Raw genomic sequence first — 23,443 nt, 5'->3', positions numbered from 1 at the left:
CGCTCATTCGTACTCGACCTTCCGCCCTGGCGCACAAGCTTGCGGAATTCAACATTGACCTCAGCGAAGCCGCGGCAGGAGGAGATCTACGCATACGGTCGCCTAGTGACGCAGGACGGGATATCCATTCACGTAAATCCAGTCCGTGGCCTGGGCCGGCACGTGGCACCCCTGACAATCGGAATGGTAGTCCGTCGAGGTGGTCTTGAGCGGCTTGTCGGCGTCAAACCACGACCACCCCCACCCGTCGCCCCACAACGGGTTGCCCGGATGCGTTCCCTTGCTGTCTCTGACCATGACGAACCAGCCCTGGAGCTTGTCGGCGTGGCTCACCGTGCCCGTGGTCATCTCGTTCGTTGAAGTCGCGAAGACCTCTTTCACCAGAACGGCACCATCCGGGAAGTGACCCGTCTTCCGATAGGCGTCGATCGCGCCCGGAGATGCATAGACGGCGTGGACTTCTTTCGAGCCCTGGCCGCTGTCGGCGGCAATTGCCCAGCTGCCGAGCGCTTGGTAGAGGGTTCGGTAGTCCGCCGGCACGCGCAGGTGCCCTTCGGCATCCACCACGTTCGCGGTCGGGCCGGCCGGCCCAGCTCCGCTAATCTGCGCGAGCGCTGTCACGGTGCCGGCAACCAGCGAGACGGCGACAGCCAGTCCGACAGTCCTCGATAACTTCATTGGGTGTCTCCTTTGCTGTCCGCGCGGCTTGCTGACCCGGCGCGGCTTCAAATCACTGTTTCAATCGCTGTGGAGCCGACCGCATGTGCTTGGCTAGCCAGCTTCAAAGATCGGATGCAGCCGACGAAATTAGAAATTCCCTTTGGACATGTATTCGATAGGCGCGAGGTATTGTCGCCCAAGAGCGCTGCACGGCGGCATCCCATCCGTCCATGATCAGCCGTCGAGGAGTGCGCCATACTCGGAATGCCGAGAGGCGTAGAACGACATGAAGGGGCACTTTGCGATTACTCTTTTCCCGTGGCTTCGCAACGCTTCGAACACGCCATGCGCCAGTCTCGATCCGTACCCCTGGCCGGATAGCTCTTGCGGCACCTCTGTGTGAAGCAGAACGACGCGTCCGTCTTCGATCTTGTAGTAGGCGGCTGCGAACAAGCCGCCGCCGAGGGGCATTTCAAACCGGCTCATTGCCGGATTGTCCCGGATGTCGCTTTCCACCTTCGGCCCCTTTCACCTGGATGTCGAAGCGGCCCGGCGCAACAAAGCCAGGATTTGCGCCGGCTCCTCCCGTATTGTGAAGTCGGGCTCGACGAATGCGCTGCGGATCCGGCCTTCTGCGTCGATCACGTAGGTCGCGGGAATCGGCAACATCCACGTTGATGACCCGTGCCGGGCGCCGAAGTCGAACCCTAACCTGGAATAGTGCGCCTTGGTCTCGTCGGGCACCCGGAACAGGACGCCATACGACATGGCAACGCCGTAGTCGACGTCGGAGAGTACCTTCAGGTCCAAGCCCAGGCTTCGCTTGAGCTGCCGCGGAAAGTCCCTCGTCTCGGGGGTCACGACCGCGAGGGTCGCACCGATACTCTCGAACTCATCCTTCGCGGCCTGCAGGGCGCAGAGCTCAGCGGTGCAGAACGGACACCAGCCGCCTCGGAAGAAACTTAGGACGAGGGGTCCATTTCGGCGCAGCTGTTCGGAGGAGTGGAGACGGCCATCGGCGTCCGGCAGCAGGAAATCCGGCGCGTCGTCTCCGACCTTCAACGCGTGCGACGCCACGCCTGTATCGCGGAGCCAGCCCACGAGGTGGTTATATGACTCCAAGTCCGCGGCGCTCAACGTCGTCAGCAACTCGGTGCGCATCCGGGCGAGTGTCTTGTCAGTCTGGCTTAGCATCGGTGAGGAATTTTCAAGCTGAGGATTGATCGGCTGGAAACGATTGGCCGGCGGCGTGCGTACGGTGGTCATGCGGGCGCCCTCGCCACCTTCGAGACGGTTGCGTGCGGTCCCCCCCGGTCGGAGCCATCGAACGACCAGTCTCGAAGGCGCGCGACCTTGACGAAAGCGTCAAGCGCCGGCGAGTAGCGGCGCCCCTGCACGGCCAGTAGCCGCACCTCCCGCGAAACCGGCGAGCCTTCGAGCGGAATGGTCTTGAGCGTTGGAAGACGAGGCATGTGCTCGGGAGCGAGTATCACGCCGAAGCCAGCGGCGGCCATGTGCTGCAGGTGCAAGTCGTGGCCGCTGCAGTGGCCGAGTTGGGGTGGTTTCTCGAGGAAATACGACCGTTGGATCTTTGGGGCGACGTCGCATTCGGCGCGTTCCAGCAAGATGGTCGCACGGAGGTCGTCGATGCCGATCGAGGGACGGTTTGCGAGGCGGTGTGTCGGAGCGAGAACCGCGACGTAGCGCTCCTCGAACAGCGACCAGTCGTCGATGCGGGCAGGCACGTCCTGCACGTCGCCGACCATTGCGACGTTGATCTCGCCCTCAAGCAGGAGGTCGACGAGCTTCTCCGCCGCGCCCTCGCGCAGCTCGACGTGAAGTCCAGGGACGAACTTTGCGATTTCCGCGATCGGATCGAGGACGAGCGAGGCCGAGATGGAAGGGGCGAGACCGATCTTCAGTGGCGCGACGTCCTTGCGTTGGAACTCCTGGGCTCGGCGACGCACCGCCTCTGCCGAGGCCAATGTGCGCTCCAGCATAGGAAGAACTTCTTTTCCAAGATCGGTGAGTTGGGTCAGTTGGCGTTCGCGGTAGATCAACTGGCCGCCGAGCTCCTGCTCGAGCTTCTGCACCCCCTTGGTCAGGGCGGGCTGCGTGACATTGCACTGCTCGGCCGCGCGGGTGAAGTTGAGCGTGGACGCCACGGCGAGAAAGTAGCGAACTTGATGAAGCTCCATGGGTTGTTCTCCGTCAAGGTGCGGCCGTCGAGACTGACGAACCCTTCGCACTCGACGACGTGACGGGCACGTCGCAATCATGTGGCGTAGATGCAACTTGCGTGCGCACGTTGGAACGGTTCGGCTTATTGATTTGGACGCACGGACACGCTTTCAGGAACCTCTGAGAGCCGGGCCAGCGTGCTGCGAGGTTGGCGAAAGCCGGACCGGCCGCCGCGCCGCGTGTATGCGATCCCAAGGCGTGATCGTCAGCGCGGAGATCGATCATTCGGCAACAAGCGGAGGAAGCCCCGACGACAATTCGTCAAACCGTCAGTACGTCTGGGCGAATCATCTGGATCGGCGTCAGGCGTGGAGGGTCTCGCCGCCCTTGGCATCTGCGTAGTATTGAGGCGCCTCGCGACGGTCGTATTTGCCGTAGTCGCGGACGATCCTCACTCTCCGGATCCTCGCCTTGTCATTCGGCGCAGAAGCGTCCTCGTAGGCCAGCGCCGCAGCGGCGTCCTTCCAGGATATGAGCAGAATCAGGTCACCGGGCGTGAGCACGGCGTCGAAGATGTCCCAGGACGTGCAGTCGGCGGCCCAAGGATTCAGTCCGAGCCACTCGGCGCAGTCGTACGGGTTGTCAGTCTGCTTCCACTCCGCGGGGCGCGTCGCGTTGATCAACGTGGCCGTCGTTCCCTCGCCGACTTCGGTCTCGTCGAGACGCTGCTCCGCAAGGGCGTACCCCGCAGGCACCTGATTGTCGGCGGTGATCTGGCCTACGCGAAGGTGGTAGTCTGCGAGGATTTCGTCGCGGCCCTTCTGCTGGACCTCGTGGTGCCGCATGCGGGTGCGCCAGCGGACGAGCGACTTCTCGTCCCGCCAGTTCGAAAGCGAAAGGATCCAGCCCTCGCGGGTCAGGCTCTTGTAACGGATGTTATCGACGAAGCCTTCGACCTGTTCCAGCTCGGGTCGCAACATTTTGGCGTTGTCGAGGTAGTCATCCCAGTTCTCTTTATTTGGGAGGACTTCGAAAATCACTGAAAACATGGTTGTATCCCACTCTGGAGTGCTGAGACGATCCCGATGTCGGAGCGCCCCCGCCATGCGCACCGCCCTCACAGCAGAAGACCTTCGAGCCGTCCGACATCGATAGGCTTGGGCAGCATTCGGGTGGCTCTCGTTCCGTTCACTTCTTATGCGCCGTAGCGTTCGGTCTTGATCGCCCTGGCTTCCAGTCCCAAAGCGAGCGCGGCGTCCGCCGCGACGTCGGCGAAGGCGTTCGACCCGCACACCAAGGCGCAGCCGGGAGACGCAGGCAGCCGCCCCGCGACGTCAGCGACCATCCTGCAGTCGATCCGCCTGCTGAAGTCGGTGCGGCGCATCGCCGGCTCGCGTGTCAGAGCCAAGGCGAGTGCGAAATCGGGAAGCGACCTCTCGAGCTCGAGGAGTTCGTCCCTGAACAGAACGTCACCCCAGGTCCTGGAGGAGAGCAACAGCGCGACAGGCACTGGCTCCCCGCTGGCCTTCCGATGCCGGATCATCGCCATGAGCGGCGCGACGCCGGAGCCGGCGCCGATCAAGAGCACTGGTTTGTTGGCAGGCCTCGGCCAGAGAAAGTGTCCGCCGAGCGGCCCGCGAAGCTCGATCGTGTCGCCTGCTTGGGCGACGTCGTGGAAGAACGGGGACACCTCACCGTCCGAAAGGCGCTCGATCGCCAGCTCAATCACCTCGGAATCGCTCGGGGCCGAGGCGATCGAGTAGCTGCGCATGGCATTGTAGCCGTTGGGCGCGGTCAGCCGCACGTCAACGTGCTGTCCCGCCGTATAGTCAAACGGTTCGGAGAGGCGGAGAAAGAAGCTCTTGATAGCCGGCGTTCTCGTTGCGACCTCGACAATCGCACAGCTCTGCCATCGCACGGTTGCGGCAATCGCTTCAGTCATTCGTGTATCGCTGCTCATTCCACGGATCACCGTACATGTGGTACCCGCGCAGCTCCCAGAAGCCGGCTTCGTCGCGCTCCGTGAACTGAAGCCCGTTCACCCACTTCGCCGACTTCCAGAAGTAGAGATGCGGCACGAGCAGGCGCGCCGGCCCCCCGTGGTCGCGCGGCAGCGGCTGGCCCTCGTACTTGAGCGCGACCATCGCCTTCCCCGTCGCGAGGTCGGCGAGTGGCACGTTGGTGGAATATCCGTCGTAGCAATGTGCGAGTGCAAATGGAGTGGGTGCGCTGACGCCAGCGTCGGCGAGGATGTCGTCGACGGCCACGCCTTCCCAGGCGGTGTTGAGCTTCGACCACGAGGTCACGCAGTGGATGTCTCGCGTCATCTTGGTTCTCGGGAGCGCGTTGAACTCCGACCAACTCCACGCTTTGACCGGACGAGGTCCGACCTTGAGCGTGAAAGTCCAGTCCGCGGGCTCGATTCGAGGCGTGGGGCCGGCTGTAAGCACCGGAAAATTGTCGACGAGGTGCTGTCCCGAGGGAATCCGGTCCGATGGTTCTGATCCGGATTGGCGGCCGGTGAAACCGCGAGTGACCATGGCGGATTTCCTCCGTCGGCGGTGAAAGGAGCTTAGGTTGGCGTACCCACCACTACCGCAGCGGTGCGCTAGTTGGTGTGAAGCCGGGGGGCAGTTAGGCGCGTCCGGCCGGCGCGTGGAGCCAATCATCTGGCCCGGTCGCGCGCGGCCGGCACCCGGGCCCGAGCAGGCGCACGTTCACGAACGCCGCCCGGCCCTAGGGGAACGTCAGGCCGAAAGCGGCCGGATCGGGCTTCTCGCCTTTCCGGGGGACCAAGAAGCGCTCCAGCCCACCCGGCACGAAGCTGAGCAGCAGGGTCGCCTGGTCGCCGACCACCTCGATCGTATGCGGCACCCCGCGGGGAAGCGCCGCGTAGGCGCCCGGCCCCACCTCGACGCGGGCATCGCCGACCCGCGCGATGAGCTGCCCCTGTACCACGTAGAGCAGTTCGTCCTCGCGCGAGTGGCTGTGCAGCGGTGGCTCCTCGCCGGCCCGCACCGTCCACAGGACAGCGCCATATTCGCCTCCGGTCTGGCTGCTCTCCACTTTCATCTCGACCTTCGAACCCCCGCTCGAGGTTACCGTCTCGCCGCCTTTGGGCGGCGTAAGAACCGGTTGCTTCACTGACATTAGTGGCCTCCTGATCGTGGACCCTTTCGGGTGTCGGAGTGGCGGCGAAAGGTTGCCGCTCACACTCGTCAGAATGGGATTGCGCGCGGCGAATGGGAAATGCCGTCACGCCATGAAGTCGATAGCCGCGCGTTATGATGGCCGTAGGCACTTGAACATCTCTTGCCGGTCGCCAAGAGTTCCGCTCAGGCGAGTGCTCGCAGACCGAAGCGCCGCGCGCCCTCCGCAGCGGTGCCAAGCGTCTCTTCCCGATAACGATCGGCTATCGACTCCATGGCGAGAGGTGATTTTCCTTTCGACCGTCATGGACTCAATCTTCGACTTGTGTCGCCCGCTCTCGTGCCCAGACCGAAGTCGGCGTTCCGTTGAACGATCGCAGGTGAGGAGGCCCGATATGCAGATCAAAGAGACAATCGGCGTTTCATTACCCGGCTCTGTCGAAGATGGGCCGCTGGAGGATGTCGTCGTGCTCGTGGACAGCGCCGGCGTCGCGCTTGGCGTGCGGCGTGCGGTCAGCGCAAGGGTGCGGGGCGTCTGCGATCGCGGCAACGGCCTCATTGCGTCCAGGTGCGTGGAGATCCCGATCGTTGGGTCCAACGGCGAGGTCTCGGGGATTCTGTGCCGCACCGACGCGCGGTCCGACAAGCGAGGGTCGGTCGCCCCCCGCAGGCGGGAGACGGTGAAGACGATCGCAGACATGGCGCAGCTGGTCGCCCACGACATCAACAACCTTCTCGCCGTAATCGACGGCGGCCTATGGCTGCTCGAGCGCCAGAACGATGCCGCGCACCGAAAGGCCATCATTGGCAGAATGCGGGAGGCGATCGCGCGAGGCGCGCTACTCAGCCGGCAGCTCCTCGACGCTGCGCGATCGGACCTCAACTCGATCGACGGACTTGTCGAAGGCAATTGCCTCGCAGCAATGGCGGCCTCGCTTGACCGGGCATCGCGGTCAACACCGAGATCGCCTCTGACTTATGGGCCTTCAATGCCGACCCAGAAGAGCTGTATTTCGCTTTGCTGAACCTCTGCCGAAATTCGGCCGATGCCATGCCGGACGGCGGCGCGATCACCGTCGCGGCGCGGAATGTCGAGTCTCGCGCCGGCGCGGCCCGGGAGTTCGTCGAGATCACCGTCACTGACGACGGGGAGGGCATGACCGAGGAGGTCCTCTCGCAGGCCTTCACCGCATACTTCACGACAAAGGCCGCGGGCAGCGGCACCGGCCTCGGGCTCCCCCAGGTCCAGCGCTTCGCTGAACGGCGAGGCGGCGCGGTCCTGATAGAGAGTGAGCGGGGCGCCGGCACGCTAGTGCACCTCTTCCTCCCGCGCGTGCACGCGGCTGGGCTCTCCAGCAGTATCGTCGACACCGAGATCGCGTACACGCGGTCGCACGACGGCGGCGTATTCCACATCGTAAGCCCAGCGACGGCTGCGCCGATGTTGTAGCCGGCGCAAACAACTGGAGACCGGTTCAGCGATGGAGCTCATGATCCCGCCCGGCCGCCTCGACCGTCCGGTCGACCACGAGACAGACCACATGCTCGGCCGATGCCGAGGTCACGCTCGTCGGGTACGGGAGCTACGTTCCAAGCGCCACCGACTTCTCAGCCGCCAAGACCGCCGCGTTCGCCGCGTCGATTCTTTCGGCCGTCGTTGGGACTGCCCCTGCTCTGGGGAGCTTCGGGCCAGGAGCTGATCGAAGAGACGGCGCAGAGCGCTGGCATGCAAGTATCCTAACCCGCCGGCCTTTATGCGGATCGTGAACGGAGGGCTTTCGATGATTCTACCTACCGGTACGACAGTAGCAGTCGCTGACGGTGAGACGATGCGCCTGTTCCACAATACAGGCGTGAAGCCTGGGGTGCACTTGGTCGAGATCACGGCGGCTCCGCCTGCGCGCGCCCGGTCAGGCTCCGGTGCGCGACATCGCAGCGGCTCTGCCAACCCCGATGGCAGACGACTCGTCGAGGACGACTTCGCGGCAGCGACGGCCGCGTTCCTGAACAAGCTCAGCCTCGACGGGACCATAGAACACCTGGTCGTTGTGTCAGATCCCAGGACCCTGGGGGAGATGCGCAAGCACTACCACCGCGACCTGATAGGCAAGATCATAGGCGAGCTCGCGAAGGACTTCAGCCGGCGTCGGCCCGAAGACATCGCCTCACTGATCGCCGACGCCTGATGCGCCCCGGAAAACGATCTCAAGCGGCGGCCGGATTCCACGAACTTACCTCTTTGAGGCAGTTCTGCTCTATCGAGAAATTGTCCTACCTCAAGGCCTGAGGCGCGAAGCTTGCCGAGCGGAGGAAGGGAAAGGTTGCCATTGCTCGGAAGAGCGGTTCGCTTGGTCCGTTTTGCGGAAGGCAGTGGCCAGGATTTATCCGGCCGCACCGCCGTCAGCTCGCGGACTCCGTCGGCACCGCGATCTTGTTCTGGGCGATGATGGCTTCGGCCCGCGCGAGGTTTTCCAATAGGCGCTGGCTGGTCAAGACAAGGAAATAATAGCCGAACTGCGGGTTCTGGAAATAGATCTCGAGCAGCTTTTCATATGTGATGGTCAGAACGTGGCCATCCTCGATGCATTCGATCGTCGCGGTCCGGCGGTTGTCGGGGGTGAGGAAACCAAGCTCGCCCATCAGGCGGCCCGGCGGAACATCGACGTTGATTTCGATGACCCGGAATCTACCGGTAACCGTCAGCAGCATTTCTTTGGCTGCGTCACCTTTCTTCATCAAGATATCGCCCTTGCGATACTTGCGCTCGGTCATGAACGGCTTGAGCCACTCCATCGACGTGTCGCCCTGTGTTGCGGCGCGCGCCTTCTTCACGAGAGCTAGCATTTGACGAAGACGGTAGGCGTTGATGGGAACCATCAGGAGATAAAGAAGAAATGTCGTGACGGCTCCAGTGAGCGCGCCGAAGATTGCGAAGAATACGCAACCGATCATGTTGGCGACTCGGAGCGGCACCATGGTGTGCGTCAGCAGGGTGGCGACAAAGAAGATAGCGCCGATCAAGGCGAACATGTTTGCCAAGGTGATGTTGTGCAGAAAGATTTCCAGCAGGCGGCTGAAGATGTCGTTCCAGGTCACGCTACTGGGATCGAGACCCATCTGGACAAGAATCTTCGCGAATCTGAGGTTGTCGGTTGCTGCATCTAGAATGCGATCCAGCAAGCTGGATACGTCTGCGCTAAGCATGATTTGGTTTCGCCAAAGTGTTGTGTAAGCCAATACCGGAAGCGGCTATTCCGGATGAAACCATTGCGCTCGTCAACTGAAACGAAAGACTCGGCGAGCGCGGGATAGAGCAAACAGGAATCCGGCGCCCATCGACAGCACCACCCGCGGGCCTCCTTCCTGCGCCACCCACCAGCGCTTGGTGCAACCAGCGGCATCGTCCGCCAATGAACCCTTTGCCGATCGCCGCGGCGACGATGCCGGCGAGCAACACGGTCGGCCACAGACCGAAGATCGCGGTTGTCAGGTCCAGATCTTCGTGAGCAACTTGTCGTGCGCTACCAAGAGACCAACATGCGTCGCCAAGCACCGGCAACCCCAGACAACGAAAATATCTTCAAATTCAAATAGTTAAATGATTATGCGATTGTCGGCCGGGGCACCATCAGAGCGTTCGCCGGGCAGCCTAACTCACCGGCGCGAAGCCCTGGTCCTCGGCCAGAAGCGGTCGTAACCGCCTCCAACGCCGAGCATTTGAACCGAGCGGTGCGGGCGCAATCCTCGCGGTTGCTGCGACGGTCCTTGCTATCCTCCGACGTCTCCGCTCCGTCACCACCGAGCCGAATGTTACGATCGTAGCTGTCTTGCTACCGTTTGAAACGACGTCGTAGTGAGCCCCTGTAACCATCCGGAATACCCCGCCCGAACCATGGGCGACATGTTCACCCGGCTGCCTCAGCAGCCAAACGAGGGATCAGGTCGTGAGCGCAGCAACAGCAACACCGGACTATATCATGCAGGTTGGCATGGGTTTTTGGGCATCCAAAACGCTCCTGAGCGCCGTCGAACTCGGTGTCTTCAGCACCCTGGCCGAGGCGCCCGCCGACCTGCCGACGCTTCAGAAAAAACTTGGGCTGCATCAGCGATCGGCGCGCGATTTCCTCGATGCGCTGGTGGCTCTGAAGCTGCTGGACCGCGAGAACGGCGTCTACCGCAACACCGCAGACACGGACCTGTTTCTCGATCGGGCCAAGCCATCCTATATGGGCGGCGTGCTCGAGATGTCGAATGCCCGGCTCTATGGCTTCTGGGGATCGCTCACGCAGGCCCTGCGCAGCGGTGAACCGCAAAACGAGAGCAAGGGCGGAGACGACATCTTCGCCGCACTGTATGCCGACCCGGACAAGTTGCGCGGTTTCCTGAGCGCGATGAGCGGCGTCAGCGCCGCTTCGGCCCGCGCAATTGCCGGCAGCTTCCCATGGCGAGACTACAGGAGCTTCATGGATCTCGGCTCGGCGCAGGGCATGGTGCCCGCCACGCTCGCCCAGGCCCATCCGCATCTCACCGGCATCGGCTTCGACCTTCCTGCGGTCAAGCCGATCTTCGAGGAATTCATTGCTCGCCGCGGGGTGGCCGACCGGGTCCAGTTCCGCGCAGGAAATTTCTTCGAGGACCCGTTGCCGAACGTCGATGTCATCGTCATGGGTCACATCCTCCATGATTGGAATCTTGCCCAGAAGAAAGCGCTGCTCGGCAAGGTGTTTGACGCTCTGCCGAAAGGCGGCGCCGTCGTCGTCTATGACGCCGTCATCGATGACGATCGCCGCGAAAACGCCTTCGGCCTCCTGATGAGCTTGAACATGCTGATCGAAACGCCCGGCGGGTTCGACTACGCGGGAGCGGACTGTCAGGCCTGGATGCGCGAGGCCGGATTCTCCAGGACGCGGGTCGAGCGGCTTGTCGGCCCGGATTCGATGGTGATCGGATTCAAGTAGCCTATCCAGGGGCGCGATTTGCCGTGCAGAGCCGCCCCGGGGTGCAGTGCGCGAGGTCCGGCAAGTCTCCAGGCCGGTGGGCCTTAGCCGGTGAAGATGTTGCCGGCCTCGCGCATCTGACCGGATTGCCTGAGCGTCGCGCGGTTGGCGAGCGCAATGGCGATTTCCTCTGCGACCAGCGGCCAGCGCATCACGTCGGAAATTCCGGCGTTCAGCAAGGTATTGGCGCCGGTCTCGATCTCGGCCTTGGTGGCAAGCACGATCGGAATGTGCGGGGCCGCTCCATGCACGGTGGCGGCCAGTTCGAGCGCCCGCGCCGCCGGGCCAAGATCGCCGCCGATGATGACCATGTCGAAGCGATCGGGATCGGCACGGCACGCGGCAATGGCCGCTTCGGTCCTGGTGAAGCCGACCGGCTCGTAGCCGAGCGCCGCGAGCATCTCCTCCTCGCGCAGCACGCGCTCATTGTCCCTGGCCACAAGCATCACCGTCTCGCCGTTTCCGGTCGGAAGCGGGCCCGCGCCCGGCGCTGCCACCTGCGCGGCCGCCGCTCGCGGCAGCCACACCTCGAAACGGCTGCCTTCGTCGAGCCTGCTTCGCGCATGCAGCGCACCGCCGTGCTCGCGCATGATCACGCGCACGGTCGCCAGCCCAAGCCCGTTACCCGACGACCGCGTGGTGAAGAATGGTTCGAAGATCCGCGCCAGCGTCGCCTCATCCATGCCATGCCCGGTATCGGTCACCGCGATGCAGACGTAGTGACCGGGCCTGATTTCATCATGGCTGAGCTGGCGCAATTGCGTGACCTCGTGCATCTCGGTCGTGATTTCGATGCGGCCGCCGGCCGGCATGGCATTTGCCGCATTGTTGCAGAGATTGAGCAGCACCTGCTGCAACTGCGCCTGTTCTCCCGTCACGATCGCCGCGGTCGGCGAGTGACGAACGACGAGATCGATGCCGGCAGGCAGCGAGACGCCCAGCAGCGAGGCCGCTTCCGCAACCAGTGCCGCGACGCTCAGCGGTTCGCGCGCCGCATTGCGCCGGCGTCCGAACACCAGGATCTGGTCGACGAGGTCGCGCGCTCGCTCCGCACCGCGGCGGATCGGGCCGAGATTGCGGGCAAACTTCGCATCGGCGCCCGCATGCTCCTCCAGCACCTCGGAGTGGCCGAGGATCCCGCCCAATATATTGTTGAAATTATGCGCGATGCCGCTGGTGATGACGCCGATCTCCTCCATGCGCTGGCCCCGCCTCAGGCGCGCCTCGAGCCGCGTGCGTTCCTTTTCGAAGGTATCTCGCTCGGCGGCGTGAACGAAGGCGTCGAGCGCCATGCGCAGCAGCGCAAGCTCGCCCGAGCGTGAAATGCGGCTGCGCCGACCGACCGCCTCGAAACCGACCGCCGCGCCGAAGCCGTCACTGTCGATGCTTGTCGCGCACGCCCATCCCTCAAGGCCGAAGCTTAGGCAGTTCGTCTTGTGGTCGTGCTTCGACGTGCCGCCGGCGCGGGCCGCCAGCTCCAGCGCGCGGTCTGGCCAGCCGGCCGGAGGCTCCAGCTCGGGCTTGTGCCAGACGTGCAGGCGCTGCCGCGGCCCGGACATGAGAAAATAGGCGCGGTCCGAACCGAAGTGCGCGGCCATGTCGGCCAATGCCCTGCGGCGCCAGCGCCGAGGTGAACTTCGGGATGCGCAGACGGTCGCGATTCTCGATCGGGTTCTCCTGCAGCTCCTGGTCGAGCGACAGCATCACCGGCGCCATCGGCGGCGTGGTTGATATCTTGTAGGCGCGCAGCGCCGATTCCGCGAAATGCTGCAGCGAGGCCGGCTGGTCGTCCCACTTGACGAAGTCGCGCGTCAGCGCCGCAGGATCGATCGCCGAATGCGGCCACTCGGCACCGGGCGCGCGCTTGTCGGCCTCCATGATGTTGCCGCCCATCACGATGACGGGGACGCGATCGCACCAGGCGTTGTACATCGCCATCGAGGCATGCTGCAGCCCGACCACGCCGTGGCAAATCATGGCGAGCGGCTTGCCTTCCATCTTGGCGTAGCCCCGGCCCATATGCACCGCGATCTCTTCATGCGGACAGGTGATGATCTCCGGCTTCTTGTTGCCGCCATGGTTGATGACGGCCTCGTGCAGCCCGCGAAAGCTCGAGGCGCAGTTCATCGCGAGGTAGTCGATGTCGAGCGTCTTGAGCACGTCGACCATGAAGTCGCCGCCGCTCGAGGTCTGGTTGACCGGATCGGCCGGTGGTGGAGCTGCGTCGGCAGCAGCGAGTTTGGGGCCGGGCGGCGCCGCCTTGGCGCGCTGCTCCGGAAACGCTGGCATCGCGGTGTTGGCCGCGGCCGGCGTGCCCAGCGCGGCCGCGCCGGCGATCGTTGCACCTTTCAGGAAATTGCGGCGGCTGGAATCGGGCGCGCCACCGCCGCGCAGGCTGCTTCGCTTCGACATGGCGTCCTCTCCGGGAGCTTGACCAGATGCCTACGAACGGCCTCGCGCGTCGCCGGACGCGGCGTACCGGCCATATTTTGGCCATAGCCCGTTTCTTAAAGGCCTGCGCGGGCCAAGTTCCGGCCTCTGTTGCGTCGTCCGGCCGATGCGGTCACTTCGCACCCCATCGCAGATCATCGCTGCGCTTCCCCCACACAAATTGGTGGTCTGCGAACAGCAAGAAGGACTTTGTAATGCGTAAACTTCTGGCGGCTGTCGCCGTGCTCCTGGCCTTTGCTTCATCTGCTGCCGAAGCCCGCGGCCGTCATCATCATCATCGGCACTATGCACATTCCGGTCGCCCGGCGGCGTGGTGCGGATGGTTCATGCGCACCCAGGTCGGCAGCGATCCCGGTCCGCAATTCAACCTGGCACGATCCTGGGCGCGATACGGCACCAATGCCGGCGGCCCCTCGGTCGGCGCGATCGTCGTCTGGCGTCACCACGTCGGCAAGATCGTGGGTCAGCAGAACGGACAGTGGATCGTGCAGAGCGGCAACGATGGACATGCCGTGCGCACGCGGCCGCGCTCGCTGGCCGGCGCGATCGCGTTTCGAAACGCCTACGCTTCTGCTTCGTTCTAATGCGCAGTGAGATGGGTCGAATCGTCATCGCGCTTCGGCTCATTGTCTGAGCATGAAAAACGCTACGCGCTTTTCCGGATCAGCTTCAGGGAACCTCGACGCTTCAGCTGACAAACAAGTTCGCGACGCCGCACGGTATACGAACCGTTCATAGTCGCGGCTTACGCTGAGGCGGGGTTTCGCCCTGAAGCCCTCAGACGGGCGCCGTCACCTGAGTTGACCAGGTGGCGGCGCTTTTTCAGGAATGCATTGCCTTGCCTCAGAAGCCGAAAAAAGTCGCGACGGCCCCTCAGACCGTGTCTTACTGGTCGGCCGCTTACGTCAGCGTCTGCAATGGCGTGACCGTATTCGCCGTGACCGGCGGCGTTCTCGGGTTTCTGCTGGTCGCCAGACATTATCTCTGAACATCGCAATCAGCGCTTTCCGAGACTCTTCAGATAGGCGCAGAACATGTCGGCCATGGCGTCGGCATAGGCCTTGATCTCCGCGCGCGTTCGCGGGCTTTCCGAGAAATCCTTGCCTACCGTGCTCAGCGTCGTCGTGATCAGATCACCGGCCGTGGCGCGGAGCGCGTCGGACGCATTCGGCAATGCCTCGCGCATGAACACCTCGACGATGCGCTCGCCCGATGCCCGCACCTCGCGCGCTTCGGGCGCATCGCGATAGAGCGGCGCAGCGTCGTTGAGCGCCACGCGCACCGCGGCCTCCTCGCATTCCGAATGGATGAAGGCGTGCACCAGCGCACGCAGCCGGTCCAATGGCGGCCGCGCGGCGTCCTCGAGAATGTCGCGCAGCAGTCCCGTGGTCTGCCGCCACTCATCGCTCTGCAACCGGAACAGGATCGCGGCCTTGTTCGGAAAATACTGATAGAGCGAGCCGACGCTGACGCCGGCCTTCTCGGCCACCCGCGCCGTGGTGAAACGCTGTGCGCCTTCCCTGGTCAAAACCTGAACAGCGGCATCCAGAATCGCCGCGACGAGCTCGGTCGAGCGCGCCTGTTGCGGCTGTTTTCGTGAGGAAATTGAAGAGCTTCGCCGTTCGGTCATAACGCCCCGGGGAATGCGATTAGCAAATGCGACTAATTATTCGTATTTCTGGCGAGGCGCAAGGACGCGCCGCTGACAACAGACCGGAGACCTACATGACGACCCTCACCTCACCCAAGCTCGCTGGCCTGCTCGATCGCCTGTTCGGGCAAGCGTCCGCCGCGGTGGAGGAGACCCAACTCGCGGTGGCCGACCTTTCCGACGAAGAACAGGCGCGGATGATACGGAGCAGGACCGACTACCGCGCGCTCTACGGCCGCCTGAACAATGTGCCGCTCGCCGTCTCGCGCGAGACCGGCGCGCTGCTCTACATGCTGGCGCGCGGCGCGCGTGCACAAAACATCGTCGAGTTCGGAACCTCGTTCGGCATCTCGACGCTGCACCTTGCCGCCGCGCTGCGCGACAATGGCGGCGGGCGCCTGATCACCAGCGAGTTCGAACCGTCCAAGGTGACGCGTGCCCGCGACAATCTCGTCGCCGGCGGGCTTGACGACCTTGTCGAGATCCGCGAGGGCGATGCGCTCACGACGCTGCGCGCCGATCTGCCCGATCGGATCGACCTCGTGCTGCTCGACGGCGCCAAGGCGCTCTACCCTGATATCCTCGATCTCGTGGAAAGCCGCCTGAAGCCGGGCGCCTTCGTCGTCGCCGACAACGCCGATTACAGCCCCGACTATCTGGAGCGCGTGCGCGCACCGGCAAATGGCTACATGTCGGTGCCGTTCGGCGGAGACGTCGAGTTGTCGATGCGGCTCGGCTGAGGTGGATGCTGGAGAAGCGCGGGTTCGGCTCGACCGAACCCCGCGCTCAGATCATCGCGGCGACGCGTTCGAGGCCGATCAGGCGCGCCAGCGAACGCACTTCGTTCTTCTGGTCCTCGCGGAGCTGGAACAGCAGCGGCATCGCCGCCGACTTCAGCTGCTGGACTTCCTCCGAGTCGGGATCGATCGGCATGTTGCCCGCGGCAGGATCGCCCTGGCGCTTGGCGTGGATCTTGCGGGCGACGGCGCGCAGCGCGGTCTCAACGGCCGGCCAGTAATATTCCTGCGACGATGTCAGCCTAAGCCGATCCTTGATACCGGCGATCTGCGCATCGCTGAGCAGCGTATAATTCTTCTGCGCCGGCTTGGCGGCAGCCTTGGGCTTCGGCGGCGCGGGAGCGACCGACGCGGGTGCCGGTGCCGGCTCGGCGACCTTCGGCTGGGCCGCATCGACGGGGTCGTTGATCTTCGGCAGGCCGACGTCGGCGGGTTCGGCGGACGCATAGGCCTGGCGCACCGCGTCGGGCGCGCCCGGAATTGCGGCCTGCGCCCGCAGCAGGAGCGGCGACGGATTGGCGGGAGGCTCAATCGGCTTGGGCGCCTCGAAGGAGGCGGCCGCAAGCGTCGTGACGGCGAGCTTGTCCTGCTTGCTGGCGCGGTTGGCGACGGGGCCGACGTCGGCCTGCGCCGCCGGCAGGCTGTCACGGCCCAAAATGGCTGTTATCGCAGCGCCCGCGAGGAGGAAGCATGTCAGCGCGGCGAGGGTGATGGCTCTGGTCAAAAACAACTCCATTCCCGGCCGGTGTCACCGCAAACTGCGCGCGAAATGCGGCAGTAGCGTGCCGTGACCGCGCCAAATAGGTGAAATCGTCCCGAAACGGCCCAAAAAATCAGGCCGCGATGTCAAGCTCATAGGCTTCCTGGATGTCGGCGACGATCTCATGCGCCGTCCACAATGCGCCAGGCTGGACCGCATGCATGCTGACCGTCCAGTTGGTCCGGCGGGTCCGCGGCGTGCTGACGATGTCGAATTCGACCTGACGGCACAGCGGATGCCGCTGCAGGGCGTAGAACACCCGGGTTCGGAGCTCGTCGAGCGATGCCGCGGTCTTGGCAAGATGCGCCTCAAAAGCCATGTCGCATTCCCACAACTGCCGGGCGGCCCGCCGTGGCGGCGGACCATCCCGTGGCGCATAGTTGGGACTGGCATGGTTAATGCCGCGTTAAGCGAACAGGTGGCGTTTGAGTGGTATCAGCCGAGCCGCACCCGCGCGCTCGCCGCCTCGTACTCCACGATGGTCTGCGCCACGAGATCGTCGACCGCGAGCACCCCGGTCACCCCCGAGGTCGAATGGCCGCCGCTCCAGATGTCGCGCCAGCGCTTGGGGCGACTTTCGCGGGCGCCGATGTCGATGTCCTTGCCGATGTCGATCGCGCCGCGCGCCGGAAGGTCGTCGGGATCGAGCCCGGCGGCCGCGATCGAGGGCCGCAGCATATTGGTCTGCAAGCCGGTGAACGCGGTCGTGAGCAGGATATCGTCGGCGCTAGAGTCGACCCAGCATCTGCTTGTATCTGTTGTCCGCCATGCTCTCGCGCGTCGCGATGAACTTGGTGCCCATATAGGCGAGGTCGCAGCCGAGCGCCTGTGCGGCGCGCAATGCGTGACCGTCGCTGATGCCGCCGGCGAGCACGATCGGGCCGTCGAAGAAGCCGCGCGCCGCGCGGACGAACACGAACGGATTGAGCCAGCCGGTCTGCCCGCCGGCGCCCGCGGTGAGCAGCACCAGCCCGTCGGCGCCGGCCGCAACCGCGCGCTCGGCATGACGGATCGAGGCGACGTCGGCAAACACCAACGCACCGACATCGTGCAGGGCGCTAAGCACCGGCGCGGGCGAGCCGACCGAGGTGATCACGAGCTCGGGCTTGTGCCGCAGCAGCACGGCGAGATCCTGTGCCAGCCGCGTGTTGGAGCGATGCACGATCAGGTTCGGGCAGATCGGCGCCGCGGCCGTGCCGCTCGCTTCGGCATGCGCCTGCAATCGATGCTCGATGTCGCCGAGCCACGCATCGAGCTGTTCCGTCTCACGGCAATTCACCGTCGGAAACGAGCCGATCACGCCGTTACGGCATGCCGCGACCACCAGCTCGACACCGGAGACCAGAAACATCGGCGCTGCGATCAGCGGCAACCGGAGGCGATCGCGAAAACGGGCAAGAAGATCAGCGGCCAAGTTGTTTCTTCCCATCATCATTGTGTTAGCGTTGCCGCCAACATTGGCACGAGAGAAGCCAAAGACAAAGGCGGGAGGGACAACGAGATGAGCAATCCGCTCTATGCATTTCCGGCAGTGTGCGAGCAGACCTTGCGGGCGCTGGCGCGCTATCCGTCGCGCACGGCCTTCGCCTGGCCCGGCGGCTCGCTCAGCTATCAGGGCGCGACCGACCTGATCGGACGGATGCAGAGCGTGTTCATGCGGCTCGGCTTCGCGCCGGGCACCCGCGTCGCCTTCCTCACCGCCAACCGCGCCGACACCTGGTGCGCCGGCATCGCCGCGCAATTGTCGCGGCTTGCGATCACCTGGCTGCATCCGCTCGGCTCGCTCGACGACCAGCTGTTCCAGCTCGAAGACTCCGAGGCCGAGATGCTCATTGTCGACGGCATCACCTTCCGCGACCGCGGCGGCGAGCTCGCGGCGAAAGCGCCGGGATTGAAGACCGTGTTCACGCTCGGCCCGGCGGATTACGGCACCGACCTGCTGCAGGTGGTCGAAAATGCCGGCAGCGCGACCGCAAAGAACTACGCGCGCGAGGACGACATCTCGACCTTGAACTACACTGGCGGCACGACCGGCAAATCCAAGGGCGCGCTGCGCTATCACCGCGAGTATGGCGGCTTCGCCGCCGCGGTTCTCGCCGACTTCGAGATTCCGGAGACGCCGCGCTACCTCACGGTGGCGCCGATCAGCCACGTCGCCGGCACAAAGGTGCTGCCGACGCTGATGCGCGGCGGCACCGTGCACATGCTGAAGGGATTCGATCCGGAGGCGGTGTTCAAAACCATCGAGCGCGAGAAGATCAACTTCACGCTGTTCGTGCCGACCATGATCTACGTGATGCTGGATCATCCGACGCTGCCCAAGACCGACCTCTCCTCGCTCGAGCTGTTGCTGTACGGTGCGTCCGCGATGTCGCCGAGCCGGCTGGTCGAAGGCATCGAGCGGATCGGCCCGGTGTTCTCGCAGCTCTACGGCCAGACCGAATGCTATCCGGTCTCGGTGCTGCGCAAGGCGGACCATGACCCGAAGACGCCGGAGCTGTTCCTGTCCTGCGGCTTCCCGATCGCCGCCTGCCAGGTGAAGATCCTCGATCAGGACGACCAGGAGGTCGCGACCGACGAGGCCGGCGAGATCTGCGTGCGCGCCACGCATGTGATGGCCGAATACTGGAAGCGGCCCGACATCACGGCGGAGACGCTGAAGAGCGGCTGGCTGCACACCGGCGACATCGCGCGCAAGGACGAGCGCGGCTACATGTTCATCCTCGACCGCAAGAAGGACATGATCGTGTCCGGCGGCTTCAACATTTTTCCGCGCGAAGTCGAGGATGTCTTGTCGCAGCATGCCGATGTCGCGATGGTCGCCGTGGTCGGCGTGCCCGACGACAAATGGGGCGAGGCCGTCACCGCCGTCGTGGTCGCGCGCGAAGGCACTTCGCCCAATGCCGACGAGCTGATCGGCCTCGTCAAGGCGAAGAAGGGCTCGGCGCACGCGCCGAAGCAGATCCAGTTCGTCAAGGAGCTGCCGATGACCGGCGTCGGCAAGGTCGACAAGAAGGTGCTGAAGGCAGGCTTCTGGACCGGCCGCGACCGCATGGTGGGGTGACCATCCACGCAAAAGCAAAGGCGCCTGCGGCGTACCCAACCGTCGCATTCGGCGTTATTCGTTGTGCCGGTCTACGCGCTCAAGGAAGCCGCGGACCAGCGCCGCGATCTCGTCGGTCGCTTCGTCGAGCGCGAAATGTCCCGCGTCCAGGATATGCACCTCGGCACTCGGCACATCCTCGGCATAGGCGGTTGCACCGGCGACGGTAAACGACGGATCGTACTTGCCCCACACGACGAGGGTTGGCGGCTGCGCCTCGCGAAGCCATTTCTGCCACAACGGGTAGGAGGCAACGTTGGTCCGATAATCCAGGAACAGCGTGGCCTGGATGTCGGCCTGGCCCGGGCGCGACAGAAACGCGGATTCGTCGCCCCATAGATCGGGATCATAACGGTCGGGATGTGGGCTCGTCCCGACGTGACGTTGGCGCGTCGCCTCGAAGGACGTGAAGTTAGCCTTGAGCTTGTCGAGTTCGCGCACCGGATCTGCCCAAAACTTCCTGCGAGCCTCCCAAACCGGGCCCAGACCCTGTTCGTGGGCTACCGCGTTCTGGACAATGATGGCGCGGACTCGTTCGGGGTGCGAAAGCGCCAGGCGAAAGCCTACGGGCCCGCCATAGTCCTGCATGAACAGCACATAGCGGGTGAGACCGAGTTTTGTCGCGAACTCGTTGGTCACGCGCGCAAGGTTGTCGAAGGAATACTCAAAGCTTGACGGCGCTGGCGCACTGCTGTTGCCGAACCCCGGATAGTCAGGAGCAACCACGTGATATTTGTCGGCAAGAAAAGGCAGTAACGGCTCCCACATCCGCGATGAGGATGGAAAGCCGTGGAGCAGCAGCACGACAGGTGCGTCGGCCGGCCCCGCTTCGCGGTAGAAGATGTTGACACCGAGGACATCCACGGTGTGATACGAGATGGAGTGCCGGCTCGATTGCAGGCTGTTTGCCGAGGCCTGCATTGCCATTCCTGCGAGAACGGCAGACATCGCGAGTCGGGCGGACATCTTCATCAGGCAACTCCGTGCGGTGATTGTCGGTCTTCGACAGGCAGGGAGCGTCAGCGGCAGCGCGTTCTTCCCGTCCGGCCGTCGCGCGCCGATCACATTTCCGACATTGCGGCCAAGCGACCACAGCCGGGCAGCCGCCCTTCGTGTGCGGCTCCTCAGGGTAACGGCGACAGAGTGGAAGACGTGGCGAGGCTATCGGCACTGGCGGCAGCAGTTTGCTGACCGGCGCGCTGCCCCAGCAACTGATCGAGCCGCTCGCGGAGTTGATCCTGGTGGTAGGGCTTGGCCAGCCGCGGCAGGTCGACCTGAGTGCCGTCGGGCAATTCGGCATAGCCGGTGGCTAGCAGGACGAGCAGTTGCGGCCGCAATTCGCGCGACGCCGCGGCGAGCTCGATGCCGGTCATGCCGGGCATCACGTGATCGGTCATCATCAGGTCGATCTCCTGGCCGCTCCTGAGGATATCGAGCGCCTGCTGCGCGGAATTGACGCCGATCACGCGATGGCCGAGGTCCTCCAGCATCTCCATGGTCGACATCGCGATCAGCGGATCGTCATCAACCAGCAGGATCACCGCCGAGCGCTTGACCGACCGCGCCGCGGGCAGAGGACTTGCCGCTTCCGGCGCGGCGGTCGCGACCGGCAGCACCAGCGCGGCCGTGGTGCCCTTGCCGACTGCGCTCGACAGCTGCAGCGCGCCGCCGAGCTGCACCGCGAGCCCATGCACCATCGACAGGCCGAGCCCGGTGCCCTTGCCGACCGGCTTTGACGAGAAGAACGGCTCGATCGCCCGCTTCAGCACCTCCGGCGACATGCCGGTGCCGCTGTCGACCACCGACAGTTTCAGGTAGTTGCCCGGCTGCAGCGCCGGATCGGTCTTCGCCTGCGAGGCCGCGAGGCGGATTTCGATCACACCGCCATCCGGCATCGCATCGCGCGCATTGATCGCAAGGTTGAGGACCGCGAGCTCGAGCTGGTTGGTATCGACGCAGGCCGGCGGCAGTCCGTCGGGGATGTCCAGCCGCAGCGTGATGCGCGGCCCGAGCGAGCGCTCGAGCAATTCACTCATGTCGCGCACCAGCGCGCCGAGATCGACCGGCACCGCGCGCAGATCCTGCTGCCGCGCGAACGCCAGCAGCCGCTGCGTCAGCGCCGCGCCGCGCTCGGCGCCCTGCATCGCGCCGTCGATCAGGCGGCGCAGGCGCGGGTCCTCCGGCATCCGCTTGCGCAGCAGATCGAGATTGCCCATCACCGCCATCAGCAGATTGTTGAAGTCGTGCGCGACGCCGCCGGTGAGCTGGCCGATCGCCTCCATCTTCTGCGCATGGCGAAGCTGCTCCTGCGCCCGCTCGCGCGCGGCGACCTCCTTCATCAGATCGGCGGTGCGCTGCTCGACCCGTTGCTCCAGCGTCGCGGTGAGCTCGGCGAGCGCGGTGCGCTCGGCGGCGAGCTGCGCCAGCAGCGCCTCGCGCTCGATCTCCGCGGTCTTGCGCGCGGTGATGTCGGAGCAGACCCCGACCAGCGACCGGATGCTGCCGTCGGGCCGGCGCACGGCGCGGGCGCGGACGTCGACCCAGTGCTGGGTGCCGTCGGGCCAGATGTTGCGATATTCGATCCGGTAGTCGGCGCCGGTGCGCAGCGTCTGCTCGACGATTTCGCTGCGGCGGGCGCGGTCGTCGGGATGCACCGCATCCAGCAGATTCTCATAGGTGAAGGGATCGCCAGGTTTGCGCCCGAAGAACGTCTTGCAGGTCGGCGACGCCTCGAGCTCGAAATCCGGCAGATGGAGTTCGAGTGCGCCAAGATGGCCGGCGTTGAGCGCGGTCTGCAACAGGTCTTCGCTCCCGGTCAGATCCTCGAGGATCTGGCGGGTCTGGTACTGGCGGCGGCGGCCGCGCACCGCGGCAGCGACCAGGCTGACCAGCGTGCTCGGATGGAACGGGCGCTCGATGAAGGTGACATTGCCGAGCGCACGGCCGAGCCGCGCCGCTTCGGGATTGCGCTCGGGCCCGCCCTTCTCGCTCATCAGCACGATCGGGAAATCCGACCATGACGGCTGCTCGTTCAGCCAGCGTGTCAGGCCGGAGAGATCGGCGGCCCTGATCACCTCATCGGCAATGATGGCAAGGCCTGCCCCGCTTGCGACCTGGCGCTCGAGCTCGGCGAGGTCGCCGCAGATATTGGCGTAGTAGCCGGCTTCCTTGATCAGATGGGCCGTCCTGACGGCGTCCCGCTCGCTCGCGGCAAGGATGACCGCGCGTTCCGAGGACGGGCCGGGCTTCATCGCGTCTGCCCCTGCGGCGGCCGGGTGCCGACACCGGCCGGCGCATCACAGAGCCGCCGGACGGCCAAGGCCTCGATGCCGGCGGCGGGATCAATAGGCATCATGGGGCCCCCTAACGGGAGCGAAACTCGCTCGTGCCGCCAACCGTTCCCGCGAGGCGTACTTATTTTTGCCGTCGGGGCCGCGGCTCGGAGCTGCGCCCTGCACCAGGGGCTCCGCCGCGACCGCGCCGCCAAAATATCGAAAACAACCCCATGCAAAGGAGCCGGCGGCCGCCGGGCTTCGACATGGCAAGGCGTCGACACGGCAACTTGACGCGTCGGGCAAATCAGGGATATATTTCTAATATTCCGAAATCGTGTAAGTGCTGCCTCGCCCGACCTGAAAGGGGCCGGGATGGGTCAGCCGGGTGCGACGCTGTATGCGGAGGGAGCCGATCCCCA

The 23,443-nt window shown here is 64.7% G+C and carries 24 protein-coding genes and 1 pseudogene; 8 read left to right on the top strand and 17 right to left on the bottom strand.

The window, feature by feature from the left end:
- Positions 1-102: 102 nt before the first annotated feature.
- The 8 genes from ACVILL_RS17530 to ACVILL_RS17495 all read right to left on the bottom strand — a co-directional run bounded on the left by ACVILL_RS17530 (position 103) and on the right by ACVILL_RS17495 (position 5,991).
- On the bottom strand, positions 103-678 hold the full coding sequence (locus ACVILL_RS17530) for a cytochrome P460 family protein (RefSeq protein ID WP_456730196.1): 576 nt from the start codon (positions 676-678) through the stop codon (positions 103-105).
- A 216-nt stretch (positions 679-894) separates the two neighbouring features.
- Entirely contained in the window at positions 895-1,176 is a 282-nt protein-coding gene (locus ACVILL_RS17525) for a GNAT family N-acetyltransferase (RefSeq protein WP_456730195.1), read from the bottom strand.
- A gap of 12 nt (positions 1,177-1,188) precedes the next feature.
- Positions 1,189-1,926, bottom strand: a complete 738-nt coding sequence (locus ACVILL_RS17520; protein ID WP_456730194.1) for a peroxiredoxin-like family protein — start codon at positions 1,924-1,926, stop codon at positions 1,189-1,191.
- The gene (locus tag ACVILL_RS17515; protein WP_456730193.1) at positions 1,923-2,858 is read right to left on the bottom strand and encodes a LysR family transcriptional regulator; all 936 of its coding nucleotides are present in this window, start codon (positions 2,856-2,858) and stop codon (positions 1,923-1,925) included. Before ACVILL_RS17515 ends, ACVILL_RS17520 begins: the two co-directional genes overlap by 4 nt.
- A 345-nt stretch (positions 2,859-3,203) precedes the next feature.
- Complete coding sequence (locus ACVILL_RS17510; protein WP_456730192.1) at positions 3,204-3,890, bottom strand: antibiotic biosynthesis monooxygenase family protein; 687 nt, start codon at positions 3,888-3,890, stop codon at positions 3,204-3,206.
- A 146-nt stretch (positions 3,891-4,036) separates the two neighbouring features.
- A complete protein-coding gene (locus tag ACVILL_RS17505; RefSeq protein WP_456730191.1) occupies positions 4,037-4,783 on the bottom strand; it encodes a ferredoxin reductase in 747 nt (248 codons plus the stop codon).
- On the bottom strand, positions 4,776-5,381 hold the full coding sequence (locus ACVILL_RS17500) for a sulfite oxidase-like oxidoreductase (protein ID WP_456730190.1): 606 nt from the start codon (positions 5,379-5,381) through the stop codon (positions 4,776-4,778). Before ACVILL_RS17500 ends, ACVILL_RS17505 begins: the two co-directional genes overlap by 8 nt.
- 196 nt (positions 5,382-5,577) lie before the next feature.
- The gene (locus tag ACVILL_RS17495) at positions 5,578-5,991 is read right to left on the bottom strand and encodes a cupin domain-containing protein (protein ID WP_456730189.1); all 414 of its coding nucleotides are present in this window, start codon (positions 5,989-5,991) and stop codon (positions 5,578-5,580) included.
- A 394-nt stretch (positions 5,992-6,385) separates the two neighbouring features.
- On the opposite strand from ACVILL_RS17495, the gene ACVILL_RS17490 reads away from it, so the two are divergent.
- From ACVILL_RS17490 to ACVILL_RS17480, 3 genes are all read left to right on the top strand, one after another.
- Positions 6,386-7,015 (top strand): hypothetical protein, encoded by a 630-nt coding sequence (locus tag ACVILL_RS17490; RefSeq protein ID WP_456730188.1) that lies wholly within the window; start codon positions 6,386-6,388, stop codon positions 7,013-7,015.
- A complete protein-coding gene (locus ACVILL_RS17485; RefSeq protein WP_456730187.1) occupies positions 7,009-7,440 on the top strand; it encodes an ATP-binding protein in 432 nt (143 codons plus the stop codon). The genes ACVILL_RS17490 and ACVILL_RS17485 overlap by 7 nt, the downstream gene beginning before the upstream one ends.
- 304 nt (positions 7,441-7,744) lie before the next feature.
- Positions 7,745-8,176, top strand: a complete 432-nt coding sequence (locus ACVILL_RS17480) for a baeRF12 domain-containing protein (protein ID WP_456730186.1) — start codon at positions 7,745-7,747, stop codon at positions 8,174-8,176.
- Positions 8,177-8,390: 214 nt separating this feature from the next.
- On the opposite strand, the gene ACVILL_RS17475 is transcribed toward ACVILL_RS17480, so the two are convergent.
- A complete protein-coding gene (locus ACVILL_RS17475; RefSeq protein WP_456730185.1) occupies positions 8,391-9,194 on the bottom strand; it encodes a Crp/Fnr family transcriptional regulator in 804 nt (267 codons plus the stop codon).
- Positions 9,195-9,934: 740 nt separating this feature from the next.
- On the opposite strand from ACVILL_RS17475, the gene ACVILL_RS17470 reads away from it, so the two are divergent.
- Positions 9,935-10,948, top strand: a complete 1,014-nt coding sequence (locus tag ACVILL_RS17470) for a methyltransferase (protein WP_456730184.1) — start codon at positions 9,935-9,937, stop codon at positions 10,946-10,948.
- Between the two features lie 83 nt (positions 10,949-11,031).
- On the opposite strand, the gene ACVILL_RS17465 is transcribed toward ACVILL_RS17470, so the two are convergent.
- Positions 11,032-12,186 (bottom strand): ATP-binding protein, encoded by a 1,155-nt coding sequence (locus tag ACVILL_RS17465; protein ID WP_456734284.1) that lies wholly within the window; start codon positions 12,184-12,186, stop codon positions 11,032-11,034.
- 208 nt (positions 12,187-12,394) lie between these two features.
- Positions 12,395-13,399 carry a thiamine pyrophosphate-binding protein gene (locus ACVILL_RS17460; protein ID WP_456730183.1) on the bottom strand — a complete coding sequence of 335 codons (1,005 nt, stop codon included), beginning with the start codon at positions 13,397-13,399 and terminating at the stop codon, positions 12,395-12,397.
- 233 nt (positions 13,400-13,632) lie between these two features.
- Between ACVILL_RS17460 and ACVILL_RS17455 the strand changes: the two genes are divergently transcribed.
- Together ACVILL_RS17455 and ACVILL_RS17450 are read left to right on the top strand one after the other, a co-directional pair.
- Positions 13,633-14,022 (top strand): hypothetical protein, encoded by a 390-nt coding sequence (locus tag ACVILL_RS17455; RefSeq protein WP_456730182.1) that lies wholly within the window; start codon positions 13,633-13,635, stop codon positions 14,020-14,022.
- Positions 14,023-14,246: 224 nt separating this feature from the next.
- Complete coding sequence (locus ACVILL_RS17450) at positions 14,247-14,426, top strand: hypothetical protein (RefSeq protein ID WP_456730181.1); 180 nt, start codon at positions 14,247-14,249, stop codon at positions 14,424-14,426.
- A 9-nt stretch (positions 14,427-14,435) separates the two neighbouring features.
- Here the strand turns inward: ACVILL_RS17450 and ACVILL_RS17445 are convergent, their stop codons facing one another.
- The gene (locus ACVILL_RS17445) at positions 14,436-15,068 is read right to left on the bottom strand and encodes a TetR family transcriptional regulator (protein WP_456730180.1); all 633 of its coding nucleotides are present in this window, start codon (positions 15,066-15,068) and stop codon (positions 14,436-14,438) included.
- A 95-nt stretch (positions 15,069-15,163) separates the two neighbouring features.
- Here ACVILL_RS17445 and ACVILL_RS17440 point away from each other — a divergent pair, with 95 nt between their 5' ends.
- A complete protein-coding gene (locus tag ACVILL_RS17440; RefSeq protein ID WP_456730179.1) occupies positions 15,164-15,829 on the top strand; it encodes an O-methyltransferase in 666 nt (221 codons plus the stop codon).
- A gap of 46 nt (positions 15,830-15,875) precedes the next feature.
- On the opposite strand, the gene ACVILL_RS17435 is transcribed toward ACVILL_RS17440, so the two are convergent.
- The 3 genes and pseudogenes from ACVILL_RS17435 to ACVILL_RS17425 all read right to left on the bottom strand — a co-directional run bounded on the left by ACVILL_RS17435 (position 15,876) and on the right by ACVILL_RS17425 (position 18,081).
- Complete coding sequence (locus ACVILL_RS17435) at positions 15,876-16,610, bottom strand: hypothetical protein (protein WP_456730178.1); 735 nt, start codon at positions 16,608-16,610, stop codon at positions 15,876-15,878.
- 109 nt (positions 16,611-16,719) lie between these two features.
- Complete coding sequence (locus tag ACVILL_RS17430) at positions 16,720-16,965, bottom strand: hypothetical protein (protein ID WP_456730177.1); 246 nt, start codon at positions 16,963-16,965, stop codon at positions 16,720-16,722.
- A gap of 116 nt (positions 16,966-17,081) precedes the next feature.
- Positions 17,082-18,081: pseudogene (locus ACVILL_RS17425) on the bottom strand (NAD(P)H-dependent flavin oxidoreductase).
- Between the two features lie 66 nt (positions 18,082-18,147).
- Here ACVILL_RS17425 and ACVILL_RS17420 point away from each other — a divergent pair.
- Positions 18,148-19,710: an AMP-binding protein gene (locus tag ACVILL_RS17420; protein WP_456730176.1), complete on the top strand. Its 1,563-nt coding sequence runs from the start codon at positions 18,148-18,150 to the stop codon at positions 19,708-19,710.
- A gap of 54 nt (positions 19,711-19,764) precedes the next feature.
- On the opposite strand, the gene ACVILL_RS17415 is transcribed toward ACVILL_RS17420, so the two are convergent.
- Together ACVILL_RS17415 and ACVILL_RS17410 are read right to left on the bottom strand one after the other, a co-directional pair.
- Positions 19,765-20,721 (bottom strand): alpha/beta fold hydrolase, encoded by a 957-nt coding sequence (locus tag ACVILL_RS17415; protein WP_456730175.1) that lies wholly within the window; start codon positions 20,719-20,721, stop codon positions 19,765-19,767.
- A gap of 152 nt (positions 20,722-20,873) precedes the next feature.
- On the bottom strand, positions 20,874-23,000 hold the full coding sequence (locus ACVILL_RS17410; protein WP_456730174.1) for an ATP-binding protein: 2,127 nt from the start codon (positions 22,998-23,000) through the stop codon (positions 20,874-20,876).
- Between the last annotated feature and the right edge of the window lie 443 nt (positions 23,001-23,443).

Source organism: Bradyrhizobium sp. USDA 3364, from assembly GCF_054056355.1.
The sequence above is the reverse complement of the archived record's forward strand: the minus strand, read 5'-3'. Positions and strand labels throughout refer to the sequence as shown.

Coding starts and splice junctions, on each gene's coding strand:
- ACVILL_RS17530 (WP_456730196.1), bottom strand. CDS start 678: ATGAAGTTATCGAGGACTGTCGGACTGGCTGTCGCCGTCTCGCTGGTT.
- ACVILL_RS17520 (WP_456730194.1), bottom strand. CDS start 1,926: ATGACCACCGTACGCACGCCGCCGGCCAATCGTTTCCAGCCGATCAAT.
- ACVILL_RS17515 (WP_456730193.1), bottom strand. CDS start 2,858: ATGGAGCTTCATCAAGTTCGCTACTTTCTCGCCGTGGCGTCCACGCTC.
- ACVILL_RS17510 (WP_456730192.1), bottom strand. CDS start 3,890: ATGTTTTCAGTGATTTTCGAAGTCCTCCCAAATAAAGAGAACTGGGAT.
- ACVILL_RS17505 (WP_456730191.1), bottom strand. CDS start 4,783: ATGACTGAAGCGATTGCCGCAACCGTGCGATGGCAGAGCTGTGCGATT.
- ACVILL_RS17500 (WP_456730190.1), bottom strand. CDS start 5,381: ATGGTCACTCGCGGTTTCACCGGCCGCCAATCCGGATCAGAACCATCG.
- ACVILL_RS17495 (WP_456730189.1), bottom strand. CDS start 5,991: ATGTCAGTGAAGCAACCGGTTCTTACGCCGCCCAAAGGCGGCGAGACG.
- ACVILL_RS17490 (WP_456730188.1), top strand. CDS start 6,386: ATGCAGATCAAAGAGACAATCGGCGTTTCATTACCCGGCTCTGTCGAA.
- ACVILL_RS17480 (WP_456730186.1), top strand. CDS start 7,745: ATGCGGATCGTGAACGGAGGGCTTTCGATGATTCTACCTACCGGTACG.
- ACVILL_RS17475 (WP_456730185.1), bottom strand. CDS start 9,194: ATGCTTAGCGCAGACGTATCCAGCTTGCTGGATCGCATTCTAGATGCA.
- ACVILL_RS17465 (WP_456734284.1), bottom strand. CDS start 12,186: ATGGAGGAGATCGGCGTCATCACCAGCGGCATCGCGCATAATTTCAAC.
- ACVILL_RS17460 (WP_456730183.1), bottom strand. CDS start 13,399: ATGTCGAAGCGAAGCAGCCTGCGCGGCGGTGGCGCGCCCGATTCCAGC.
- ACVILL_RS17455 (WP_456730182.1), top strand. CDS start 13,633: ATGCGTAAACTTCTGGCGGCTGTCGCCGTGCTCCTGGCCTTTGCTTCA.
- ACVILL_RS17445 (WP_456730180.1), bottom strand. CDS start 15,068: ATGACCGAACGGCGAAGCTCTTCAATTTCCTCACGAAAACAGCCGCAA.
- ACVILL_RS17440 (WP_456730179.1), top strand. CDS start 15,164: ATGACGACCCTCACCTCACCCAAGCTCGCTGGCCTGCTCGATCGCCTG.
- ACVILL_RS17430 (WP_456730177.1), bottom strand. CDS start 16,965: ATGGCTTTTGAGGCGCATCTTGCCAAGACCGCGGCATCGCTCGACGAG.
- ACVILL_RS17420 (WP_456730176.1), top strand. CDS start 18,148: ATGAGCAATCCGCTCTATGCATTTCCGGCAGTGTGCGAGCAGACCTTG.
- ACVILL_RS17415 (WP_456730175.1), bottom strand. CDS start 20,721: ATGAAGATGTCCGCCCGACTCGCGATGTCTGCCGTTCTCGCAGGAATG.
- ACVILL_RS17410 (WP_456730174.1), bottom strand. CDS start 23,000: ATGAAGCCCGGCCCGTCCTCGGAACGCGCGGTCATCCTTGCCGCGAGC.